Consider the following 17,577-nt stretch of genomic DNA (forward strand, 5'->3'; position numbering starts at 1 on the left):
GGAAGGGGAGCCCCGCTCCACAAGACTGTGTGCACGACAAAATCGTCCGACCGGCCGAGGCGGCCGGACTTCCGGAGCGGTCGAGTGCGAGGTGCTCCGCCTCGACCGGCGCTCCACCCCTCCCGCCGAGCCCACGTCAGCCGTCCCGGGGGCGCGGAAGCACGCCGCGGCCCCGCGTCCGCCCTCAGGGGCGGCGGGGATCGCCAGGACACGTCGCCCGGACGCGCTGATCACCCCGGGGGCCGGCGCGCGGCCGGCCGGGGCCGTCGGACGGCCGCTCAGGCCGTCGCCAGGAACTGCGTCGCCGCCAGTTCCGCGTACAGCGGGTCGGCGGCCACCAGTTCCCGGTGCGTGCCCACCGCACGTACCCGGCCCGCGTCCATGACGACGATCCGGTCCGCCATCGTCACCGTGGAGAGGCGGTGCGCGACGACGAGCACCGTGGTGGTCCGCGCGACGTCGGCCACGGTGTCGCGCAGCGCCGCCTCGTTCACCGCGTCCAGCTGCGAGGTCGCCTCGTCCAGGAGCAGCAGCCGCGGACGGCGCAGCAGCGCGCGGGCGATGGCGACCCGCTGCCGCTCACCGCCCGACAGCTTGGTGCCCCGGTGCCCCACCAGCGTGTCCAGCCCGGCCGGCAGCCGGGCGACCAGACCGTCGAGGCGGGTCGTCTTCAGCACCCGCGCGACATCCCCGTCGTCCGCCTCCGGATTGCCCAGCAGCAGGTTGTCCCGCAGCGAACCCGACAGGACCGGAGCGTCCTGCTCCACGTAGCCGATCGCCGAACGCAGCCGCGGCAACTCCCAGTCGGCGACGTCGCGGCCGTCGAGGGTGACGGTCCCCGACTCGGGGTCGTAGAACCGCTCGATGAGGGAGAAGACCGTGGTCTTGCCGGCCCCGGACGGGCCCACGAACGCGGTCATCCCCCGGGCGGGCACGGTGAACGTCACCCCGTGGTGGACGTACGGGAGGTCGTCGGCGTACCGGAAGCGGACGTCGTCGAAGGCCACCGCGGCCGGCTCGGCGTCCGCCGTGGGCAGCGGGGCGGGGGCGGCCGCCGGCTCGGCGGGCAGCCGCAGCGCCTCCTGGATCCGGGCGAGGGCCGCGGCGCCCGTCTGGTACTGGGTGACCGCCCCGACCACCGCCTGGATCGGCGACATCAGGTAGAAGACGTACAGCAGGAACGCCACCAGCGTGCCCACGTCGATCGCGCCGGTCGCCACCCGCGCCCCGCCCACCGCGAGCACCGTGATGAAGGCGATCTGCATCGCCAGTCCCGCCGTGTTGCCGGCCGCCGCCGACCACTTCGCGGCCCGCACGCTCTGCCGCCACGACTCCTCGGCCGCCGCGTGCAGCGTGTGTTCCTCCCGCTGCTCGGCGCCGGACGCCTTCACCGTGCGCAGCGCGCCGAGGATCCGCTCCAGCGAGGCGCCCATCACGCCCACCGCGTCCTGCGCCTGCCGGCTGGCCCGGTTGATGCGCGGGACGATCACCCCGAGCACCGTGCCCGCCAGGAGGATCACGGCCAGGGTGACCCCGAGCAGCACCGGGTCCACCAGCGCCATCATCGTCACGGTCGCCAGCAGCGTCAGCCCGCCCGTGCCCAGGCCGACCAGCGATTCGGTGGTGACCTGGCGCAGCAGGGTGGTGTCGGAGGTGATGCGCGCCATCAGGTCGCCCGGCTCGCTGCGGTCGACGGCCGGGACCCGCAGCCGCAGCAGGTACGACGACAGGGCCCGCCGCGCCCCGAGCACCACGGACTCCGCGGTGCGCCGCAGTACGTACGAACCCAGCGCCCCCACCGCCGCGTTGACGACCACGAGAACCGACATGGTCACCAGCGCGCCGGTGATCGCCCGGTCGTGGGAGAGGTCGTCGATCAGTCCCTTGGCCACCAGTGGCAGCAGCAGGCCGGTGGCCCCCGTGACCAGCGACAGCACGGCACCCGCCAGCAGGGCCCACCGGTGCGGCCGTACGTATCCGAACAGCAGCCGCCAGGCGGGCGGACCGGGCTGGGCCTCTGCGATGCTCACGGCACTCCTTCGACGGGCGGGCGGAAGGCATCAGGCTACGTGGGCGGCCCACCGCCCGGGGCGTGCGGGATCTCCGCCGGCGCTGCACGCCGTGCCGTTACCGATCGGTCACGCGTAGGGTCGTGGAGCACGGACATCGGCCCACGGAAGGGTTCAGCACATGGCACAGGAAGTACGCGGCGTGATCGCACCCGGCAAGAACGAGCCGGTGCGGGTGGAGACCATCGTCGTGCCCGACCCCGGACCGGGCGAGGCGGTCGTCCAGGTGCAGGCGTGCGGGGTGTGCCACACCGACCTGCACTACAAGCAGGGCGGGATCAACGACGAGTTCCCCTTCCTGCTCGGGCACGAGGCGGCGGGCGTCGTCGAGTCGGTCGGCGAGGGGGTCACCGACGTCGCCCCGGGCGACTTCGTGATCCTCAACTGGCGGGCGGTGTGCGGCCAGTGCCGGGCGTGCCTGCGCGGACGGCCCTGGTACTGCTTCGACACGCACAACGCCGGGCAGAAGATGACCCTGACCGACGGCACCGAACTGTCCCCGGCCCTGGGGATCGGCGCGTTCGCGGAGAAGACGCTGGTCGCGGCCGGTCAGTGCACCAAGGTCGACGCGTCCGTCGCGCCGCAGGTGGCCGGCCTGCTCGGCTGCGGGGTGATGGCGGGCATCGGCGCGGCCGTCAACACCGGCAACGTGGGGCGCGGCGACAGCGTGGCGGTCATCGGCTGCGGCGGCGTCGGCGATGCCGCGATCGCCGGGTCCCGGCTGGCCGGCGCGTCCAGGATCATCGCCGTGGACATCGACGACCGCAAGCTCGAGACCGCCCGCTCCATGGGCGCCACCCACACGGTCAACTCCCGTTCGACCGACCCGGTCGAGGCGATCCGCGAGCTGACCGGCGGCTTCGGCGCGGACGTGGTCATCGACGCGGTCGGCCGCCCGGAGACCTACCGGCAGGCCTTCTACGCCCGCGACCTGGCCGGCACCGTCGTCCTGGTCGGCGTGCCGACCCCGGAGATGAAGCTGGAACTGCCGCTGCTGGACGTCTTCGGCCGCGGCGGCGCGCTGAAGTCCTCCTGGTACGGCGACTGCCTGCCCTCCCGCGACTTCCCGATGCTCATCGACCTGCACCTGCAAGGACGCCTGGACCTGGGCGCGTTCGTCACCGAGACCATCGAACTGACCGACGTGGAGAAGGCGTTCGAGCGGATGCACCGCGGCGACGTGCTGCGCTCGGTGGTGGTGCTGTGATGGCCGCGCGCATCGAACGCCTGGTCACCTCCGGTCGGTTCACGCTCGACGGCGGGACCTGGGACGTCGAGAACAACGTGTGGATCGTCGGCGACGACCACGAGGCCGTCGTCATCGACGCCGCGCACGACGCCGACGCCATCGCCGAGGCCGTCGGCGACCGGCGGCTGACCGCCATCGTGTGCACGCACGCCCACAACGACCACATCGACGCCGCCCCCGCCCTGGCCGACCGCACCGGCGCCACCATCTGGCTGCACCCCGACGACCTGCCGCTGTGGAAGCAGACCCACCCGGACCGGGACCCCGACGCGCACCTGCGCGACGGCCTGGTCATCGAGGCGGCCGGCGCCGACCTCACCGTCCTGCACACCCCCGGGCACGCGCCGGGCGCCGTCTGCCTCTACGACCCGGGCCTGGCCACGGTGTTCACCGGAGACACCCTGTTCCAGGGCGGCCCGGGCGCGACCGGCCGCTCCTTCTCCCACTTCCCGACGATCATCGACTCGATCCGCGACCGCCTCCTCACCCTCCCGCCCGGGACCAGGGTCCTCACCGGCCACGGCGAGGAGACCACCATCGGCGCCGAGGCCCCGCATCTTCAGGAGTGGATCGACCGCGGCCACTGACCGGCCCGGCGCCCGTGCCGGTACCGCGAAAAACTGTCCGCGAAAAGCCGACAGAAGGTGTCCGGCTTTCCCGGCACTCTCGACCCCGAGCCCGCACGGCAGTGCGGACGACAGTCACGAGGGAACGGAGACCGGGCATGTCCGGACCGCTGAAGGGCAAGGTGGCGCTGGTCGCCGGGGCGACACGCGGCGCGGGGCGCGGGATCGCGGTGGAACTCGGCGCGGCCGGCGCCACCGTCTACGTCACCGGCCGCAGCACCCGCGCGCACCGCTCCGAGTACGACCGCCCGGAGACGATCGAGGACACCGCCGACCTCGTCACCGAGGCCGGCGGCCACGGCATCGCCGTACCCACCGACCACCTCGACCCCGCGCAGGTCCGCGCCCTGGTCGACCGCGTCGACGACGAGCAGGGCCGCCTCGACGTCCTCGTCAACGACATCTGGGGCGGCGAGAACCTCTTCGAGTGGGACAGGCCCGTGTGGGAGCACGACCTCGACAAGGGGCTGCGGCTGTTGCGGCTCGCCGTCGAGACCCACGCGATCACCAGCCACCACGCCCTGCCCCTGCTGCTGCGCCGGCCGGGCGGACTGGTCGTGGAGATGACCGACGGGACCGCCGACTACAACCGCGACACCTACCGGGTCTCCTTCTTCTACGACCTCGCCAAGGCGTCCGTGCTGCGCATGGCCTTCGCCCTGGGCCACGAGATCGGCCCGCGCGGCGCGACCGCCGTCGCCCTGACGCCCGGCTGGCTCCGCTCGGAGATCATGCTCGACCAATTCGGAGTCGGCGAGGACAACTGGCGCGACGCCCTCGAAAGCGTCCCGCACTTCGCGATCTCCGAGACCCCGCGCTATGTGGGGCGCGCGGTCGCCGCACTCGCCGCCGACTCCGACGCGGCCCGCTTCAACGGCCGGTCCCTCTCCAGCGGCGGGCTCGCCCGCGTCTACGGCTTCACGGACCTCGACGGCAGCCGCCCGGACGCCTGGCGCTACATGGTCGAGGTCCAGGACGCGGGCAGACCGGCCGACGTGACCGGCTACCGCTGACCGGCGGGGGCGGGACCGGTCGGCGGCGGGGCCGGTCGAGGGCGGGGCCGGTCGGCGGCGCTGACCGGTGACGCGTCAGAGGCGGGCGGCAGGAGGGAGCGGCCAGCGCGCCGAGTGGCCCGGCGGCAGGGCCAGATCCTGCCGCACGGCCGCGTAGTAGGCCTCGCGCCCGGCGCGCTGACGGTCCAGCAGCGCCTGCCAGCCCCCCGGGTCCCGCCGGCCCTCCCGCAGGAACGCCTCCATCTCCAGCACCGTGACCACCCACTCCCGCCCCTTCTCCACCACGCCGGGGCTGCCCAGCAGGATCAGCGCCTCCCCGTGCGGGTCCCGGGCGGTCTGCGCCTCGGCCAGCAGCGGCTCGGCCTCCTCGGGCGACAGCGGGTGCGGATGGGGATCGTTCCCGAAGTGCGCGGCCAGCCGGTAGTTCAGCGTGACGGTCTGCTTCAACGACCGCGCCCAGTCGGCGTACGCCGCGTAGCGACGCTCCTCCCAGCGGGCGGCCTGCTCCCGCCGGAACCTGGCCCGGTCCCCGCGCACGACCACCACGTACGAACCGAGCGCACCGATCACCACGCCGATGAGCGCGGGCAGTTGTTGTATGAACGCGGACATGCGGCGCACGCTACCTGCCCTCTTGATCGCCTGGGGAGTAGCGTCGGCCCATGACAGACACCAAGCGTTTCGAGGGGTACGGAATTCTCGTCACCGCCGCCGCCCGCGGCATCGGCGCCGCCGTCGCCCGGCGGTTCGCCGCGGAGGGCGCGCGGGTGCTGGCGACCGACGTGGACGGCGCCGAGGTGGCCAGGACCGCGGGCGCGCTGCGCGAACAGGGGCTCGCCGTCGAGGCGTCGGCGTGCGACGTCGCCGACCGGCGGTCCGTCGAGGCGGCCGTCGCCCACGCCGTGGACGCCTTCGGGTCACTTGACGTCCTGGTCAACAGCGCGGCGAACTGCACGCCGGACACCCCGCTGTTGGAGGACGGTACGGACGAGGCGTGGGCCCGCGACCTCGACGTCACCCTCACCGGCGCCTACCGCTGCTGCCGCGCCGCCCTCCCGCACCTGGCCGCCTCCGGTCGCGGCGCGGTCGTCAGCATCGGTTCCGTCAACGGCCTGCAGGACTTCGGCGGTCACGCCTACAGCGCGGCCAAGGCCGGACTCGGCTCCCTGACCCGGACCCTGGCCGGGCAGGCGGCCGCCCGCGGGGTGCGGGTCAACCTCGTGGTGCCGGGGACCGTGCGCACCTCGGCGTGGGAGGGACGCGACGACCACCTCGAGGCGCTGCGCCCGCTGTACCCGCTGGGGCGGGTCGGCGAACCGGAGGACATCGCCGCGGCCGTCGCCTTCCTCGCCTCCCGCGACGCGGCCTGGATCACCGGTACCTCGCTGGTGGTCGACGGCGGCCTCACCGCCGTCAACACCGGCTTCCACCAGGTCTCCGGAGAGCGCGGCGGGATCCAGGGGGAGTGACCCGCACCGTCGTTCACCCGGCTGATCGGTGGCCGGCGCCGTCGAATGACCGGGTTTGGTCACCGTTTCGTCGCAGCTTACGGTGGTCCGCAACCTCTTGCCTGGGTGGATGGTCCAGGTAAGTGACAAGGACCACTCAGGAAGGGAATGTGCCGCCATGGGGGGCATAGGCAGACGGGCAGCCGTCGCATTCGGGATCACCGGGCTGGTCGCGCCGCTCGCGCTCACGCTGGGCACCGCGCCCGCGCAGGCTGCCACGAGCTGCACCACGAAGACCGGTCCGTACCAGAAGCAGGTGGAGAAGTTCCTCGGCCTGACCGTGGACGGCAAGCAGTCGTCCACCGACTGCAAGGCCATCCAGGCCTTCCAGAACAAGCACGGCATCACGCCGAACATCGGCTACGCGGGGCCCGTCACCTGGGGTGTGATGGACCTCATGAACAAGCAGAAGGCCGTCGGCGACAACCCCAACAAGGCCGGCAAGTGCCCGGTGAACAAGGGGCGCATCGCCTGCGTGAACCTTTCGCTCCAGCTCAGCTGGATCCAGGACGGCAGCAAGCTCGTCTACGGGCCCGTCCCGGTCCGTACCGGCCGCGACGGGTACGAGACCCGCACCGGCCTGAAGAAGATCTACTGGCGGGACATCGACCACGTCTCGAACATCTACAACGTGCCGATGCCCTACAGCCAGTTCTTCGACGGCGGCCAGGCCTTCCACTCGGTCAACCTCAGCATGTGGAACCCGCCGGGCTCGCACGGCTGCGTCAACATGACCACGACGACCGCGAAGAAGTACTGGTCGCTGCTGAGGACCGGCGACGACGTGTTCGTCTACGGCCGCAAGCCGGGCACCTGACGGAAGCCCGCCCCGGCGGCGGCCGAGGAGCCCGCCCCGGCGGTGGCCGAGGGCAGCCGCCGGGGAACGAGGGCGGCCACCGGGAAGCGGTGGCCGCCCTCGGGCCTGTCGTGCCGCTCGCGCCGACGGCCCCTGACACGACGTGATCAGCAACACGGTCCTCAATGTCTGATTTACCCCTTATTATTCACGCCTCCTTCACGGCGGCCCCCGTATGCTTCACACCATGTCCACCACTGTTGAACCCGTTTCCGATCGCTCGGCGGACGAGGTCAACGAGGAGATCCGGGCCCTTTGGCGCCGGTCGGGCGGGACACTGAGCGTCGAGCAGCGCGAGGAGTACCAGCGGCTCGTCATGGAGTGGGCCGCCGTGGCGGCCCCGCACCCGGTGAAGGCGGCCTGAGCGCCCGCTGAAGGCGCTCACGCGTCGACGCGCGTTCCCGGGGGCACCCCGGAACCGCTGGGCGCCCCGCACTCCTCGTACTGACCTCGGCCGTCTGCCACGGTCGTCGACTTCACCGGCGGCCTGCTGCCGCGGCGTGTCCCCGTCGGCACCGTCCCCCTCCTCGGCCGGCCGGGCGGCCTGCCGTTCGCCGCTGCGGCGGCCGCGCCGCCCCCGGGCGTCACCCGAGGGCCGGGCGGCACCGCCGGCCGGGTGCGGCCGGGTCCCTCAGCCCCACGTCGCCGAGTAGTACCGCTGGTAGGCCTTGCGGTCCTGCTCGGCGCGCAGGCAGCGGGTGGCCACCAGCGCGATCAGGCTGCCGGCGACCACCAGCAGACCGGGCCCGATGTTCCTGGGGTCGGACAGGCGGGCCGGCAGCGTGGAACCGGCCGCGGTGCCCGTGGCCGGTGCGGAGGAGCCGGGCGAGGCGGCACCCGGTGCGATCGCGCTGCGCGTCGCGGAGGCGGACGGCGCGGGCGCCGGGGCGCTCTGCCCGGAGGCCGCCTGTTCCGACACGATCAGCTGGACGCCGAGCGCCCGCATCGCCTTCGTCACCGGCTGGAAGAACGTCGTGCCGCCCGTGATGCAGTCACCGCTCCCGCCGGAGGTCACGCCCAGCGCGATCCCCTCGGAGAACAACGGGCCGCCGCTGTCGCCGGGTTCGGCGCACACGTTCGTCTCGATCAGCCCGGTGACCGTGCCCTCGGGGTAGTTGACCGTCGCGTCGAGGCCGGTCACCCGTCCGTCGTGCAGACCGCTGGTGCTGCCGCTGCGGAACACCCGCTGTCCGACGGCCGGATCACCCACCCCCGTGATCCGCACCCCGTTGCCGTTGCCGATCGCGACCACGTCCGCGCCCTGGCCGGCCGAACCGCCGGCGTACTGCACGAGCGAGAAGTCGCCGCCGGGGAAGTCCTGTCGAACCGTCTTGCCGAGCTGCCGCCGGCCCTGGTCGTCGGCGAACCAGAGGGAGCCCGCGGGGCCGCAGTGCCCGGCGGTGAGGATGAAGTCGCCCTGCCCGTTCGTCACGTTGAAGCCCGCCGAGCAGCGACCGGTGGTCGACAGGATCGGCTGCGCCCCGTTGAGGCGGGTCGTGAACTTTCCGGGGCTGCGTTCCATGCGGACGAAACTGCCGATGCCGGAGGCCACTTGGGTCATCCGGGACCAGTCACCGGCCGAGACGGTGCTGTCCGCCCGCACCACGACCCGATTGGTCCGGTAGTCGAGCACCCACGCGGTGCCCGCCACGCGCGGCGCCGAACGCAGCGTCGCCGTTGCCGACTTCAGCTCGTTCATGCTGTGCCGCACCATCGTCGCCGTGGCTCCGGCGTGCTCGACCCGGGCGGCCGCCGCCTTGTCGGTCACCGCGACGACCGGGCGGCCGTCGGCGCCGATCCAGGTGCCCGCCGTGCGGGAGGCGCCCAGCTCGGAGACGAGCGCGGCGCCCGTGCCGGACGACGACCGGGCCGCGCTGAGCGGAACCGCGGAGGTGCCGGCGGGTTCCCCCGCCATGGCGGACTGCGCCACCATGCCGCCGCCCAGCAGAAGTCCGCCGACGGCCGCCAGCCGTGCCACTCGCCGGACGATGCGTCGTCGTGCGTGCCTCATGCCTGGCTCCCGAAACCCCGAACAGCGCGGTGTCACCGCGGAGCGCTCCGGTCGTCGAGCGCCCTCACTCCATACGAGGCCGGGCCCGCCCGCGTTCACCGCGCGGACGGACCTCTCCACGCTTCGCGGCGACCGGGCCCCCGCCGTCCGAGTCCGACGCGTCGCCGGCCGCCTCCAGGGCCCCGGCGTCCCGCGCGGGCGCGGCCGGCGGTCCGTACGCGTCGTTCCCGCCCACGCCGCAGCCCCCTATCTTGAGCCTCATGACCAGGATCCCGAACGAACCGTCCGGTGAACCGAATCCCCTGCGGATGCTCTCCCTCGACAGACTGCGGCGCCGTACGAGCATGAAGTGGCGCGCCTACCCCGCCGACGTGCTGCCGATGTGGGTGGCCGAGATGGACGTTCCGCTCGCCGAGCCCGTCCTGCGCGCGGTCACCGAGGCGCTCGCCCTCGGGGACACCGGCTACCCGGCCGGCACCGGGTACGCCGAGGCGCTCGCGGGGTTCGCCGCCGAGCGGTGGGGGTGGGACGGCGTCGCGGTGGAGCGCACGGCCGTCGTGCCGGACGTCATGCTCGGTGTCGTCGAGATGATCAGACTGGTCACCGGGCCCGGCGATCCGGTGATCGTCAACCCGCCCGTGTATCCGCCGTTCTTCCAGTTCGTCGAGCACATGGACCGGCGGGTGGCCGAGGCGCCGCTCGGCGCGGACGGGCGCATCGACCTCGACGTGCTGCGGGACGCCTTCGCCCGGTCGACCGCGCACGGACGCCGGGCCGCGTTCCTGCTGTGCAGTCCGCACAACCCGACCGGTACCGTGCACACCGCCGAGGAACTGGCCGCCGTCGCCGCTCTCGCCGACCGCCACGGTGTGCGCGTGGTCGCCGACGAGATCCACGCCCCGCTCACCGCCCCGGGCGTCCCCTTCGTGCCGTACCTGAGCGTGCCCGGCGCCGAGAACGCCCTGTCGTTGATGTCCGCGTCGAAGGCCTGGAACCTGGCCGGACTCAAGGCCGCTCTCGCGATCGCGGGCCCCGCGGCCGCCGCCGACCTCGCCCGGATGCCCGAGGAGGTCGGCCACGGCCCGAGCCACCTCGGCGTCATCGCCCACACCGCGGCCCTGCGCGAGGGCACCGCCTGGCTCGACGCGCTGCTCGCCGGCCTCGACGACAACCGGCGTCTGCTCACCGCCCTGCTGGCCGAGCACCTGCCCGCGATCGCCCACCGGCCGGGCCGGGCGACCTACCTCGCCTGGCTCGACTGCCGGGCGCTGGGCCTCGGCGACGACCCGACGGAGGTCTTCCTGGAGCGTGGCAGGGTCGCCCTGAACTCGGGCATTCCCTTCGGAACCGGCGGGGCGGGGCACGCGCGGCTGAACCTGGCGACCTCACCGGAGGTGCTCACCGAGGGCGTACGGCGAATGGCCGCGGCACTCGGCTGAGGCGCCCGCGCCCGGCCCGCGCAGCCGCGCCCGGCCTGCGCAGTCGCCGACGAGGGGCGCGCCGAGTCGTCGGCGGCCGCACTGCCTAGACTCCTGTCATGGACGACACAGCGCTGAAGCGGCTCGGTGAGGGCAAGTACCTGCTGGTCACCAGCTACCGGAAGAACGGCACCCCGGTGGCCACCCCGGTGTGGGTGGTGCGCGACGGCGACACGCTCGGCGTGTGGACGAGCGCCGACTCCTGGAAGGTGAAACGGATCAGGGCCCGCCCGGAAGTCCTGGTCGGCCCCTGCGACGTGCGCGGCAACCCCACCGGCCCCCAGGTTGCCGCCACCGCGGAGATCACCGACGAGGCGACCCTCGCCCGCTACCGCGAGCTGATCGGCCGCAAGTACGGCGTCCTCGGCCGCCTCACCCTGCTCGGCAGCCGGCTGCGCCGGGGCCTGGACGGAACCGTCGGCATCCGGCTGACGCCGGGGCCCTAGACACACGCGGCCCCGGGCCGCGCTGCGACGACGTACCACCAGGAGGACGGCCGGGGTGTCCGGAGGAGGGCAGCGGTGAGGCGGGACGAGGGGGCGGCGCAGGACCCCGCGCGGCGTGTGTTCGACGCGGACCGGGCGGCCGAGCGCATGGGCATCGAGTTGCTGGAGCACGCGGCGGGCCGGGCCGTGCTGCGGATGACCGTCACCGCGCGGATGCTCAACGGCCACGGCACCGCCCACGGCGGATGCCTGTTCCTGCTGGCCGACGCCGCGTTCGCCTGCGGCTGCAACAGCCACGGCCCTGCCACGGTCGCGGCCGGCGCCGACATCGACTTCGTGGCCCCCGCCCACGAGGGCGACGTGCTGACCGCGGTGGCCGAGGAACGCACCCGCTCGGGCCGCAGCGGGATCTACGACGTGACCGTGCGCCGCGGCGACCAGGTGATCGCCGAGTTCCGCGGCCGCAGCCGCACGCTCGGGGCCGCGGCCGGACGTCCGGCGCCGGACTGACCGGCCGTCAGGTCCAGGCGCGGTAGGGCTCGTCGACCAGCTGGAACACCGGCTCGCCGCGGACCGGGTCCTTCGCGGTGGACAGCCGGACCCGGTCGCCGCTGTGGATGCCTATCGGCGGGCCCATGACCCGGCCCCGCACGACGAACCCCTCGGCCATCTCCACGAGCGATACGTTGCGCGCGGCGGGGGTGTTGCGGTGCACCACCGTGGAGTGGCGGACCGTGCCCACGCCCTCGCTGCGCTCCGTGCGCAGGTCGCTGCCCTGACACACCGGGCACAGCAGCCGGTGGTACATCGCGGTGCCGCACCAGGTGCAGCGCTGGAAGAGGATGCTGTCCGAGTCCCGTGTGCCGGGATCGAGCACGCCCGCCGCGGAGCCGCCTGCCTGACGAGCAACGTTTCCTGAGTGGTGGTACACGCTGGTCCAACTCCTCGCACTCGGCCGGAATCCCACGTGCGCGAAGCACCCGGGCACGGGTGTGCGCGGTCACCGTGCCACCGTGCACAGCGGTAGAGTATGGCACTCAGTGCCATAGGTAAAGGTACTGCGTTCCCTTTTTTTGCGACTCAGTTCCGGTCCCGGACGGACTCGATCTCCTGGACCACCCGCCACAGCGGGGCCCCGCGGCGGGCGACGACCACCACCACGTCCTCGGGCTCGTCGGCGTCGGAGCGGCCGCCGGGGGAGCCGAACGCCGACTGGACGTAGCCCAGGGCGTGGTCCAGCGCGGCGCTCGCGTCGCCCTGCCCGCTCGAACGCAGCCACGAGCGCAGGGCGTTGTTGTGCGCCGCCACCACGGCGGCGGCGATGACGTCGGCCCGCAGGATGCCGTCGCGGCGGCCGGCGAAGCGGGCGCGCAGGTACTCGGCGAAGGTGCGCTCGTAGCGCCACACCACCGACAGTTCGTGCGCGCGCAGCACGGGCACCTGTTTGGTGAGGCGGTAGCGCTGCACCGAGAAGGCGGGGTTCTCGGCGTACATCCGCAGCACCAGCCGGGCCGCCTCGCAGACCCGCCGCACGGGCTCGTCGTCGTCGGCGCTGCGGGCGAGGAACGCCGTCATGTCGGACAGGCACCGCTCGTGGTCGGGGAAGACCACGTCCTCCTTGGAGGGGAAGTAGCGGAAGAACGACCGCCGTCCGACGCCCGCCAGCGCGACGATGTCGTCCACCGTCGTCTGCTCGTACCCCCGCTCCAGGAACAGCCGGAAGGCCGCCGCGATCAGCGCCTCCCGGATGGGCGGCTTCGCGGGCGCCGTCTCGCCCTTCAGGTCGCGACGGTGCGCCGCGTTGCCGGAGCTCATGGACGGGAACGTAGCACTTGGAGCCGGCAAATGGCACTCAGTGCACTACAGCTGGGGAACTGAGTGCACTCCGCTCCGGGGCAGGTCCCCCTCACCCTGACGTAACCTTTCCGCACTCCACGCCCCGCCCCGAACCGCACGTCCGAGGAGCCCGCATGTCCTCCGCCCGAGCCCGCCTGCTCTACGTCACCGACCTGTCGTACCCGGCACGCGGACGCCGCTACTGCGACGAGGACATATACCTCACCTCCCGGCTGCGCGAGGACTTCGACCTGGCCCTGGCCCACCCCCGCGACGCGGCCGCGTTGATGGACGTGTTCGACGCCGTCGTCGTCCGCAACAGCGGTCCGGTCCTCGGCCACCAGGACGCCTACGACGCCTTCCGCGCCCGGGCGGCGGCCCGCGGGACCCGCGTCTACAACCAGCTCAGCGGCAAGGCGGACATGGTCGGCAAGCAGTACCTCGTCGAACTGGCCGCCGCCGGGTACCCGGTCATCCCCACCGTCGACCGCGCGGCCGACCTGCCGCTGCTGCCCGCCGCGGACGCGTACGTGGTCAAGCCCAAGCGGGGCGCCGACTCCGCGGGCCTGTCCGTCGTCCCCGCCGGCCGCCTGCCCGAACTGACGGACGGCGGAGTGCTGGTCCAGCCGCGCGTCGACTTCTCCTACGAGGTCTCCTTCTACTTCGTCGACGACCGCTTCCAGTACGCCCTGTACGCGCCGCGAACCGACCGGCGCTGGCAGCTCGAGCCGTACGAACCCACCGCCGCGGACCTGGAGTTCGCCCGGCGCTTCATCGCGTGGAACGCCATCGACCACGGCATCCAGCGCGTCGACGCCTGCCGTGCCCCGGACGGCGGACTGCTCCTCGTGGAGCTGGAGGACCTCAACCCCTACCTCTCCCTGGACGCCCTCGACGAGGCCCGCAGGGACGCGTTCGTCACCGCCCTGAAGGAGTCCCTGCACCGCTTCCTCGCCGCGACGGCCTGACCGTCGGCTGAACGCCCGGCGCTCCGGCCGCGTATGTCTTCCCAGGGACCAGGGACCAGGACCAGGGACCGAGGACCGGGGCCCTGCCACGGGACGGAGGGAGAGCACTGTGCCCACACCGCGCGCATCCGGCTCACCGGGCGACCGGCCGCCCCTGGAACCGGTCCGCGTCCTGCGCATGCGCCGCACCGACGCCCTGGCCGAACTGCTGCGCGACCTGCCCCGTGACGCCGGCTACGAGGCCGTCCAGGTGCCCGGGCCGCCGTCCGGCTCCGAGGACGCCACCCGGGAGATGCCACCCGTCCGCGACGACGACCGCACGGACCCGCGCGGCGCCGGCCGGGTCCACGCCGGGCCGCACGGCGCCCGGTCCGCGGGTACCGGGCCCGCACGCCAGGAGCCCTTCGCTGCCGCTCCCGCTCCCGCTCCCGGTCTCGGTCTCGGTCCCGGCCGGCGTCGCGCCGCCGTCGTCATCGCCGTCGCCGCGGCCGCGCTCGTCGGGTTCGGCGGCGCCCTCCTGCTGCCCGGCCGGCACCGCGCCGCGTCGGCCGGCGCACCCGTGCCCACCGTGTCCGCCGATCCCACCCCCACCGCCGCCGCGCCGACCGCGGGCCGGGCCGATCCCGACGGAGCGGGCACCCTGCGCGAGGGCGACGGCGGACCACGGGTGACGGACCTGCAGCAGCGCCTGCTGCGCGTCCCGAACGTCTACGACCACGGGTCCACCAGCGGCCGCTACGACGCCGCCCTCACCGCGGCCGTCGCCCGCTTCCAGCTCTGGTACGGCATCCGGGGCGACGAGACCGGCGTCTACGGCGACGACACCCGCACCGCGCTGGAGTCCCGGACGGCGTCGGGCACCGGCTGACCCGAACGGCCGCACGGCGCGGGACGCGGCGCCGACTCGGACGACGGGCCCGACCCGGGCCGGACGACGGGCCCGGCGGGGGCCTTACCCGGGCCTAACCCCGCGCTGCCGGATCCGCGGGCTCGGCCGGGACCCGGATGTCGAGGACGCAGACGTCGTCCCGGTCCTCTCCCTCCAGTACCGCGTCGAGCAGCGGGGCCAGCGAACCGGGGTGGTCGGCCCGGTGGGCGACGACGGCCTCCGCGAGCCGCTCCAGACCGCGGTCGAGCCCCTCGCCGGGCCGCTCGACCAGGCCGTCGGTGTACAGCACGACGCGGTCGCCGGGCCGCAGCAGGCACTCCGCCTCCTCGAACACCGGCGAGGCGGTCGCCCCCAGCAGCATGCCGCGGGGCCGGTCGAGATAGCTCGCCCGGCCGTCGCGCAGCAGCAGCGGCGGCGGGTGACCGGCCTGGGCCCACACCAGCCGGCGCTCGCCGGGGGAGTAGCGGGCGAGGACCATGGTCGCCGTGCCGTGCGTGTCGCGGGAGTGCAGCAGCAGCGTGTTGAGCCGGGCGAGGGCGCCGGTCAGCGACGAGCCGGTGATGACCATGCCCTTGGCCGTGAAGCGGAGCTGGGCCATGGTGGCGACGGCGTCGATGCCGTGCCCGGCGACGTCGCCGACCACGAACAGGGCGTCCCCCTCGGGCAGTTCGAGGGTGCTGAACCAGTCGCCGCCGACGTGGATGCCGGACTGGGCGGGCAGGTAGGCGACTTCGACGCGCAGTCCGGCGAGCCGCGCGGGGCTGGTCGGCAGCGGCAGCAGCGCGTGCTGCAGCCGCGCGGCCAGCGTGCGCTCGGCGCGCAGGACGTCGTGCTGGGTGAGTATGGCCCGCTCGCTCTCCACCAGGGCGAGTTCGGCGCTGCGCTGCACGGTCAGGTCCTGGACGACGCCGTGGACCTCGGCGGGCGTGCCGTGGTGGTCGGGCACCACCTCGGCGACGAGCCGCAGATGCCGCAGCCCGCCCGAGGTCCGCACCCGGAACGGGACGTCGAACGGCCTCGCCTCCGCCAGCAGCCGGTCGAGGGCGTCGGCCAGCGCGGGGACGTCCTCGGGCAGCGCCAGGTCCGCGAGCCCGCCGAGGCCGACCGGACCGCTCGCGGGTTCCCGGCCGAACAGCGCGAACACCTCGGAGGACCAGCTCGCCTCCCCGGTGACCAGGTTCCAGCTCGCCCACCCCAGGTTGCCCAGCCGCTGCACGTCCGCCAGGCGCTGCCGCTGCCGGTCGGAGGAGCCGTGGCGCACCCAGGTGACGATGAGTCCCTCGCCCAGCCGGGCCGCCCGCACGGAATGGACGGACAGCTCGGCGGCGCCGTCCACGACCACCTGGTGCGCGAACGGCTCGCTCTCGAACGGCTCGGAGCCGGAGAGCGCGCGGGCGAAGCCCCGCCACAGCGGTTCGTCCGTCAGGGCCGCACAGCACTCCCGCAGCCGCCGGCCGACCAGGTCGGCGTGGCTGCCGCCGACCAGGTCGGCGGCCTGCCGGGTCGCGGCGTCGATCCGGTAGTCCTCGACCTCTCCCGGTCCGGCGGACAGCGGGGTCAGCAGCATGGCGGCGCCGGGCAGCGCGTCGAACACGCTCTGTACGGCGGCCGCGGCGCTGCCCCCGACGGGGCGCGGGCGCGTCTCCAAGGCGCGCAGCCGGCCGGCGCAGAGCCGGGCGGCGGCCAGCAGCTGCTCCCGCACCCGTGCCGGGAACGGCCCGGTGCGGGTGCGCAGGATGCCGAGGCACGCGTCGGGCGAGTCGCCGTCGGCCGGCAGGGGCAGCCAGGCGCGGGAGCGCCAGCGGCCGGGCGGATCCTCGATCAGCAGGTATCGCCGGCGGTCCGTCTCCACGTCCTCCAGCCAGCGCGGCTCCCCCGACCGGAGCGCGTCGAGCGCCGCGGTCCCGCTCAGCGGCGGAACCTGGCGCCAGCGCGCGGTCAGGGTGTCGTCGACGCCCGCGTGCCCGATCAGTTCGAGTCCCCCGGCGGGCCTCCGGGCGTAGATCACCACCGCGTCGGCGCCGACCTCCGCGGGGAGCCGCTCCAGCAGGCAGCCGGCCAGGTCGTGCGGTGTGGCGGCGCGGGCCAGGGCTCCGCCGAGGAGGCCGAGGGCCCCGGTGCCGTCGTCGGCCGGGCCCCGCGAGGTGGGGACGGCGCCGTGCGAGGACCGGCCGCGTCGCCGCTCGACGGCCGGGCCGTCCGGCGGCAGCAGGCTCCCTAGGGTGATCCAGCACTCCTCGAGCAGCGTCCGCCGGCCGGCCTCGGCGCGTCGCTGCAGTTCCTCGGCGGCCGCGTCCGGGGAGCAGCCGGTGAGCGCCATCACGGCGCCCTTGGCGCGCTCCAGGACGGCCGACGTCGCCGCCAGGTCCCGCAGTCGTTCCATCTCGGCGCGCTGCCTGGCGACGACCTTGGCCAGCGCCGCCGTGTCCGGCGCCCGGGACTCCGCCGGCAGGGAGGGCTCGCTCGTCACGCGTCGAGCATCGCACACAGGACGCGGGTCGATCGCGGGGATGCCTGGCCGGACTCCACTCGAAAGCGGTACCCGCCACGCGGTCCGTGCCCGGCCGGGGCGGCGGGCCGACGGGGGTCCTCGTCGCTCGGGCGGCGGCTGCGGCCACGGCCGCGGTG

17 protein-coding genes are annotated in these 17,577 nt (G+C 74.2%); 11 read left to right on the forward strand and 6 right to left on the reverse strand.

The features are described from left to right. Positions 1-278 precede the first annotated feature (278 nt). A complete protein-coding gene (locus tag VKA29_RS25000; RefSeq protein ID WP_324788211.1) occupies positions 279-2,030 on the reverse strand; it encodes an ABC transporter ATP-binding protein in 1,752 nt (583 codons plus the stop codon). A 160-nt stretch (positions 2,031-2,190) separates the two neighbouring features. Here VKA29_RS25000 and VKA29_RS25005 point away from each other — a divergent pair, with 160 nt between their 5' ends. From VKA29_RS25005 to VKA29_RS25015, 3 genes are all read left to right on the forward strand, one after another. Further along, a complete protein-coding gene (locus VKA29_RS25005) occupies positions 2,191-3,276 on the forward strand; it encodes an S-(hydroxymethyl)mycothiol dehydrogenase (protein ID WP_324788212.1) in 1,086 nt (361 codons plus the stop codon). Continuing rightward, entirely contained in the window at positions 3,276-3,905 is a 630-nt protein-coding gene (locus tag VKA29_RS25010) for an MBL fold metallo-hydrolase (RefSeq protein ID WP_324788213.1), read from the forward strand. Before VKA29_RS25005 ends, VKA29_RS25010 begins: the two co-directional genes overlap by 1 nt. Positions 3,906-4,042: 137 nt before the next feature. Then, positions 4,043-4,957, forward strand: coding sequence for an SDR family oxidoreductase (locus VKA29_RS25015; RefSeq protein ID WP_324788214.1), 915 nt, complete (start codon positions 4,043-4,045; stop codon positions 4,955-4,957). Positions 4,958-5,032: 75 nt separating this feature from the next. On the opposite strand, the gene VKA29_RS25020 is transcribed toward VKA29_RS25015, so the two are convergent. Further along, a complete protein-coding gene (locus VKA29_RS25020; protein WP_324788215.1) occupies positions 5,033-5,569 on the reverse strand; it encodes a hypothetical protein in 537 nt (178 codons plus the stop codon). A 50-nt stretch (positions 5,570-5,619) separates the two neighbouring features. Between VKA29_RS25020 and VKA29_RS25025 the strand changes: the two genes are divergently transcribed. The 3 genes from VKA29_RS25025 to VKA29_RS25035 all read left to right on the forward strand — a co-directional run bounded on the left by VKA29_RS25025 (position 5,620) and on the right by VKA29_RS25035 (position 7,685). Next, positions 5,620-6,426 carry an SDR family NAD(P)-dependent oxidoreductase gene (locus tag VKA29_RS25025; protein WP_324788216.1) on the forward strand — a complete coding sequence of 269 codons (807 nt, stop codon included), beginning with the start codon at positions 5,620-5,622 and terminating at the stop codon, positions 6,424-6,426. A 157-nt stretch (positions 6,427-6,583) separates the two neighbouring features. Then, entirely contained in the window at positions 6,584-7,282 is a 699-nt protein-coding gene (locus VKA29_RS25030) for a L,D-transpeptidase (RefSeq protein WP_324788285.1), read from the forward strand. A gap of 214 nt (positions 7,283-7,496) precedes the next feature. Beyond that, the gene (locus VKA29_RS25035; protein WP_324788217.1) at positions 7,497-7,685 is read left to right on the forward strand and encodes a hypothetical protein; all 189 of its coding nucleotides are present in this window, start codon (positions 7,497-7,499) and stop codon (positions 7,683-7,685) included. 267 nt (positions 7,686-7,952) lie between these two features. On the opposite strand, the gene VKA29_RS25040 is transcribed toward VKA29_RS25035, so the two are convergent. After that, on the reverse strand, positions 7,953-9,332 hold the full coding sequence (locus tag VKA29_RS25040) for a S1 family peptidase (RefSeq protein ID WP_324788218.1): 1,380 nt from the start codon (positions 9,330-9,332) through the stop codon (positions 7,953-7,955). Positions 9,333-9,592: 260 nt separating this feature from the next. Here VKA29_RS25040 and VKA29_RS25045 point away from each other — a divergent pair, with 260 nt between their 5' ends. From VKA29_RS25045 to paaI, 3 genes are all read left to right on the forward strand, one after another. Next, positions 9,593-10,771: a MalY/PatB family protein gene (locus VKA29_RS25045; protein ID WP_324788219.1), complete on the forward strand. Its 1,179-nt coding sequence runs from the start codon at positions 9,593-9,595 to the stop codon at positions 10,769-10,771. A 98-nt stretch (positions 10,772-10,869) separates the two neighbouring features. After that, positions 10,870-11,256, forward strand: a complete 387-nt coding sequence (locus VKA29_RS25050; protein ID WP_324788220.1) for a PPOX class F420-dependent oxidoreductase — start codon at positions 10,870-10,872, stop codon at positions 11,254-11,256. Positions 11,257-11,331: 75 nt separating this feature from the next. Then, positions 11,332-11,766 carry a hydroxyphenylacetyl-CoA thioesterase PaaI gene (gene paaI, locus VKA29_RS25055; protein ID WP_420718557.1) on the forward strand — a complete coding sequence of 145 codons (435 nt, stop codon included), beginning with the start codon at positions 11,332-11,334 and terminating at the stop codon, positions 11,764-11,766. Positions 11,767-11,773: 7 nt separating this feature from the next. On the opposite strand, the gene VKA29_RS25060 is transcribed toward paaI, so the two are convergent. Together VKA29_RS25060 and VKA29_RS25065 are read right to left on the reverse strand one after the other, a co-directional pair. Beyond that, positions 11,774-12,187, reverse strand: coding sequence for a Zn-ribbon domain-containing OB-fold protein (locus VKA29_RS25060; protein ID WP_324788221.1), 414 nt, complete (start codon positions 12,185-12,187; stop codon positions 11,774-11,776). Between the two features lie 149 nt (positions 12,188-12,336). Next, a complete protein-coding gene (locus tag VKA29_RS25065) occupies positions 12,337-13,071 on the reverse strand; it encodes a TetR family transcriptional regulator (protein WP_324788222.1) in 735 nt (244 codons plus the stop codon). A gap of 155 nt (positions 13,072-13,226) precedes the next feature. Between VKA29_RS25065 and VKA29_RS25070 the strand changes: the two genes are divergently transcribed. Both VKA29_RS25070 and VKA29_RS25075 read left to right on the forward strand, forming a co-directional pair. Next, positions 13,227-14,060: a hypothetical protein gene (locus VKA29_RS25070; protein WP_324788223.1), complete on the forward strand. Its 834-nt coding sequence runs from the start codon at positions 13,227-13,229 to the stop codon at positions 14,058-14,060. 109 nt (positions 14,061-14,169) lie between these two features. Beyond that, on the forward strand, positions 14,170-14,928 hold the full coding sequence (locus VKA29_RS25075) for a peptidoglycan-binding domain-containing protein (protein ID WP_324788224.1): 759 nt from the start codon (positions 14,170-14,172) through the stop codon (positions 14,926-14,928). A gap of 94 nt (positions 14,929-15,022) precedes the next feature. Here VKA29_RS25075 and VKA29_RS25080 read toward each other — a convergent pair whose 3' ends face one another. Continuing rightward, positions 15,023-17,332: a SpoIIE family protein phosphatase gene (locus tag VKA29_RS25080; RefSeq protein WP_324788287.1), complete on the reverse strand. Its 2,310-nt coding sequence runs from the start codon at positions 17,330-17,332 to the stop codon at positions 15,023-15,025. Between the last annotated feature and the right edge of the window lie 245 nt (positions 17,333-17,577).

Origin of the sequence: Streptomyces sp. H51 (assembly GCF_035656535.1) — a bacterium.
Lineage (GTDB): Bacteria > Actinomycetota > Actinomycetes > Streptomycetales > Streptomycetaceae > Streptomyces.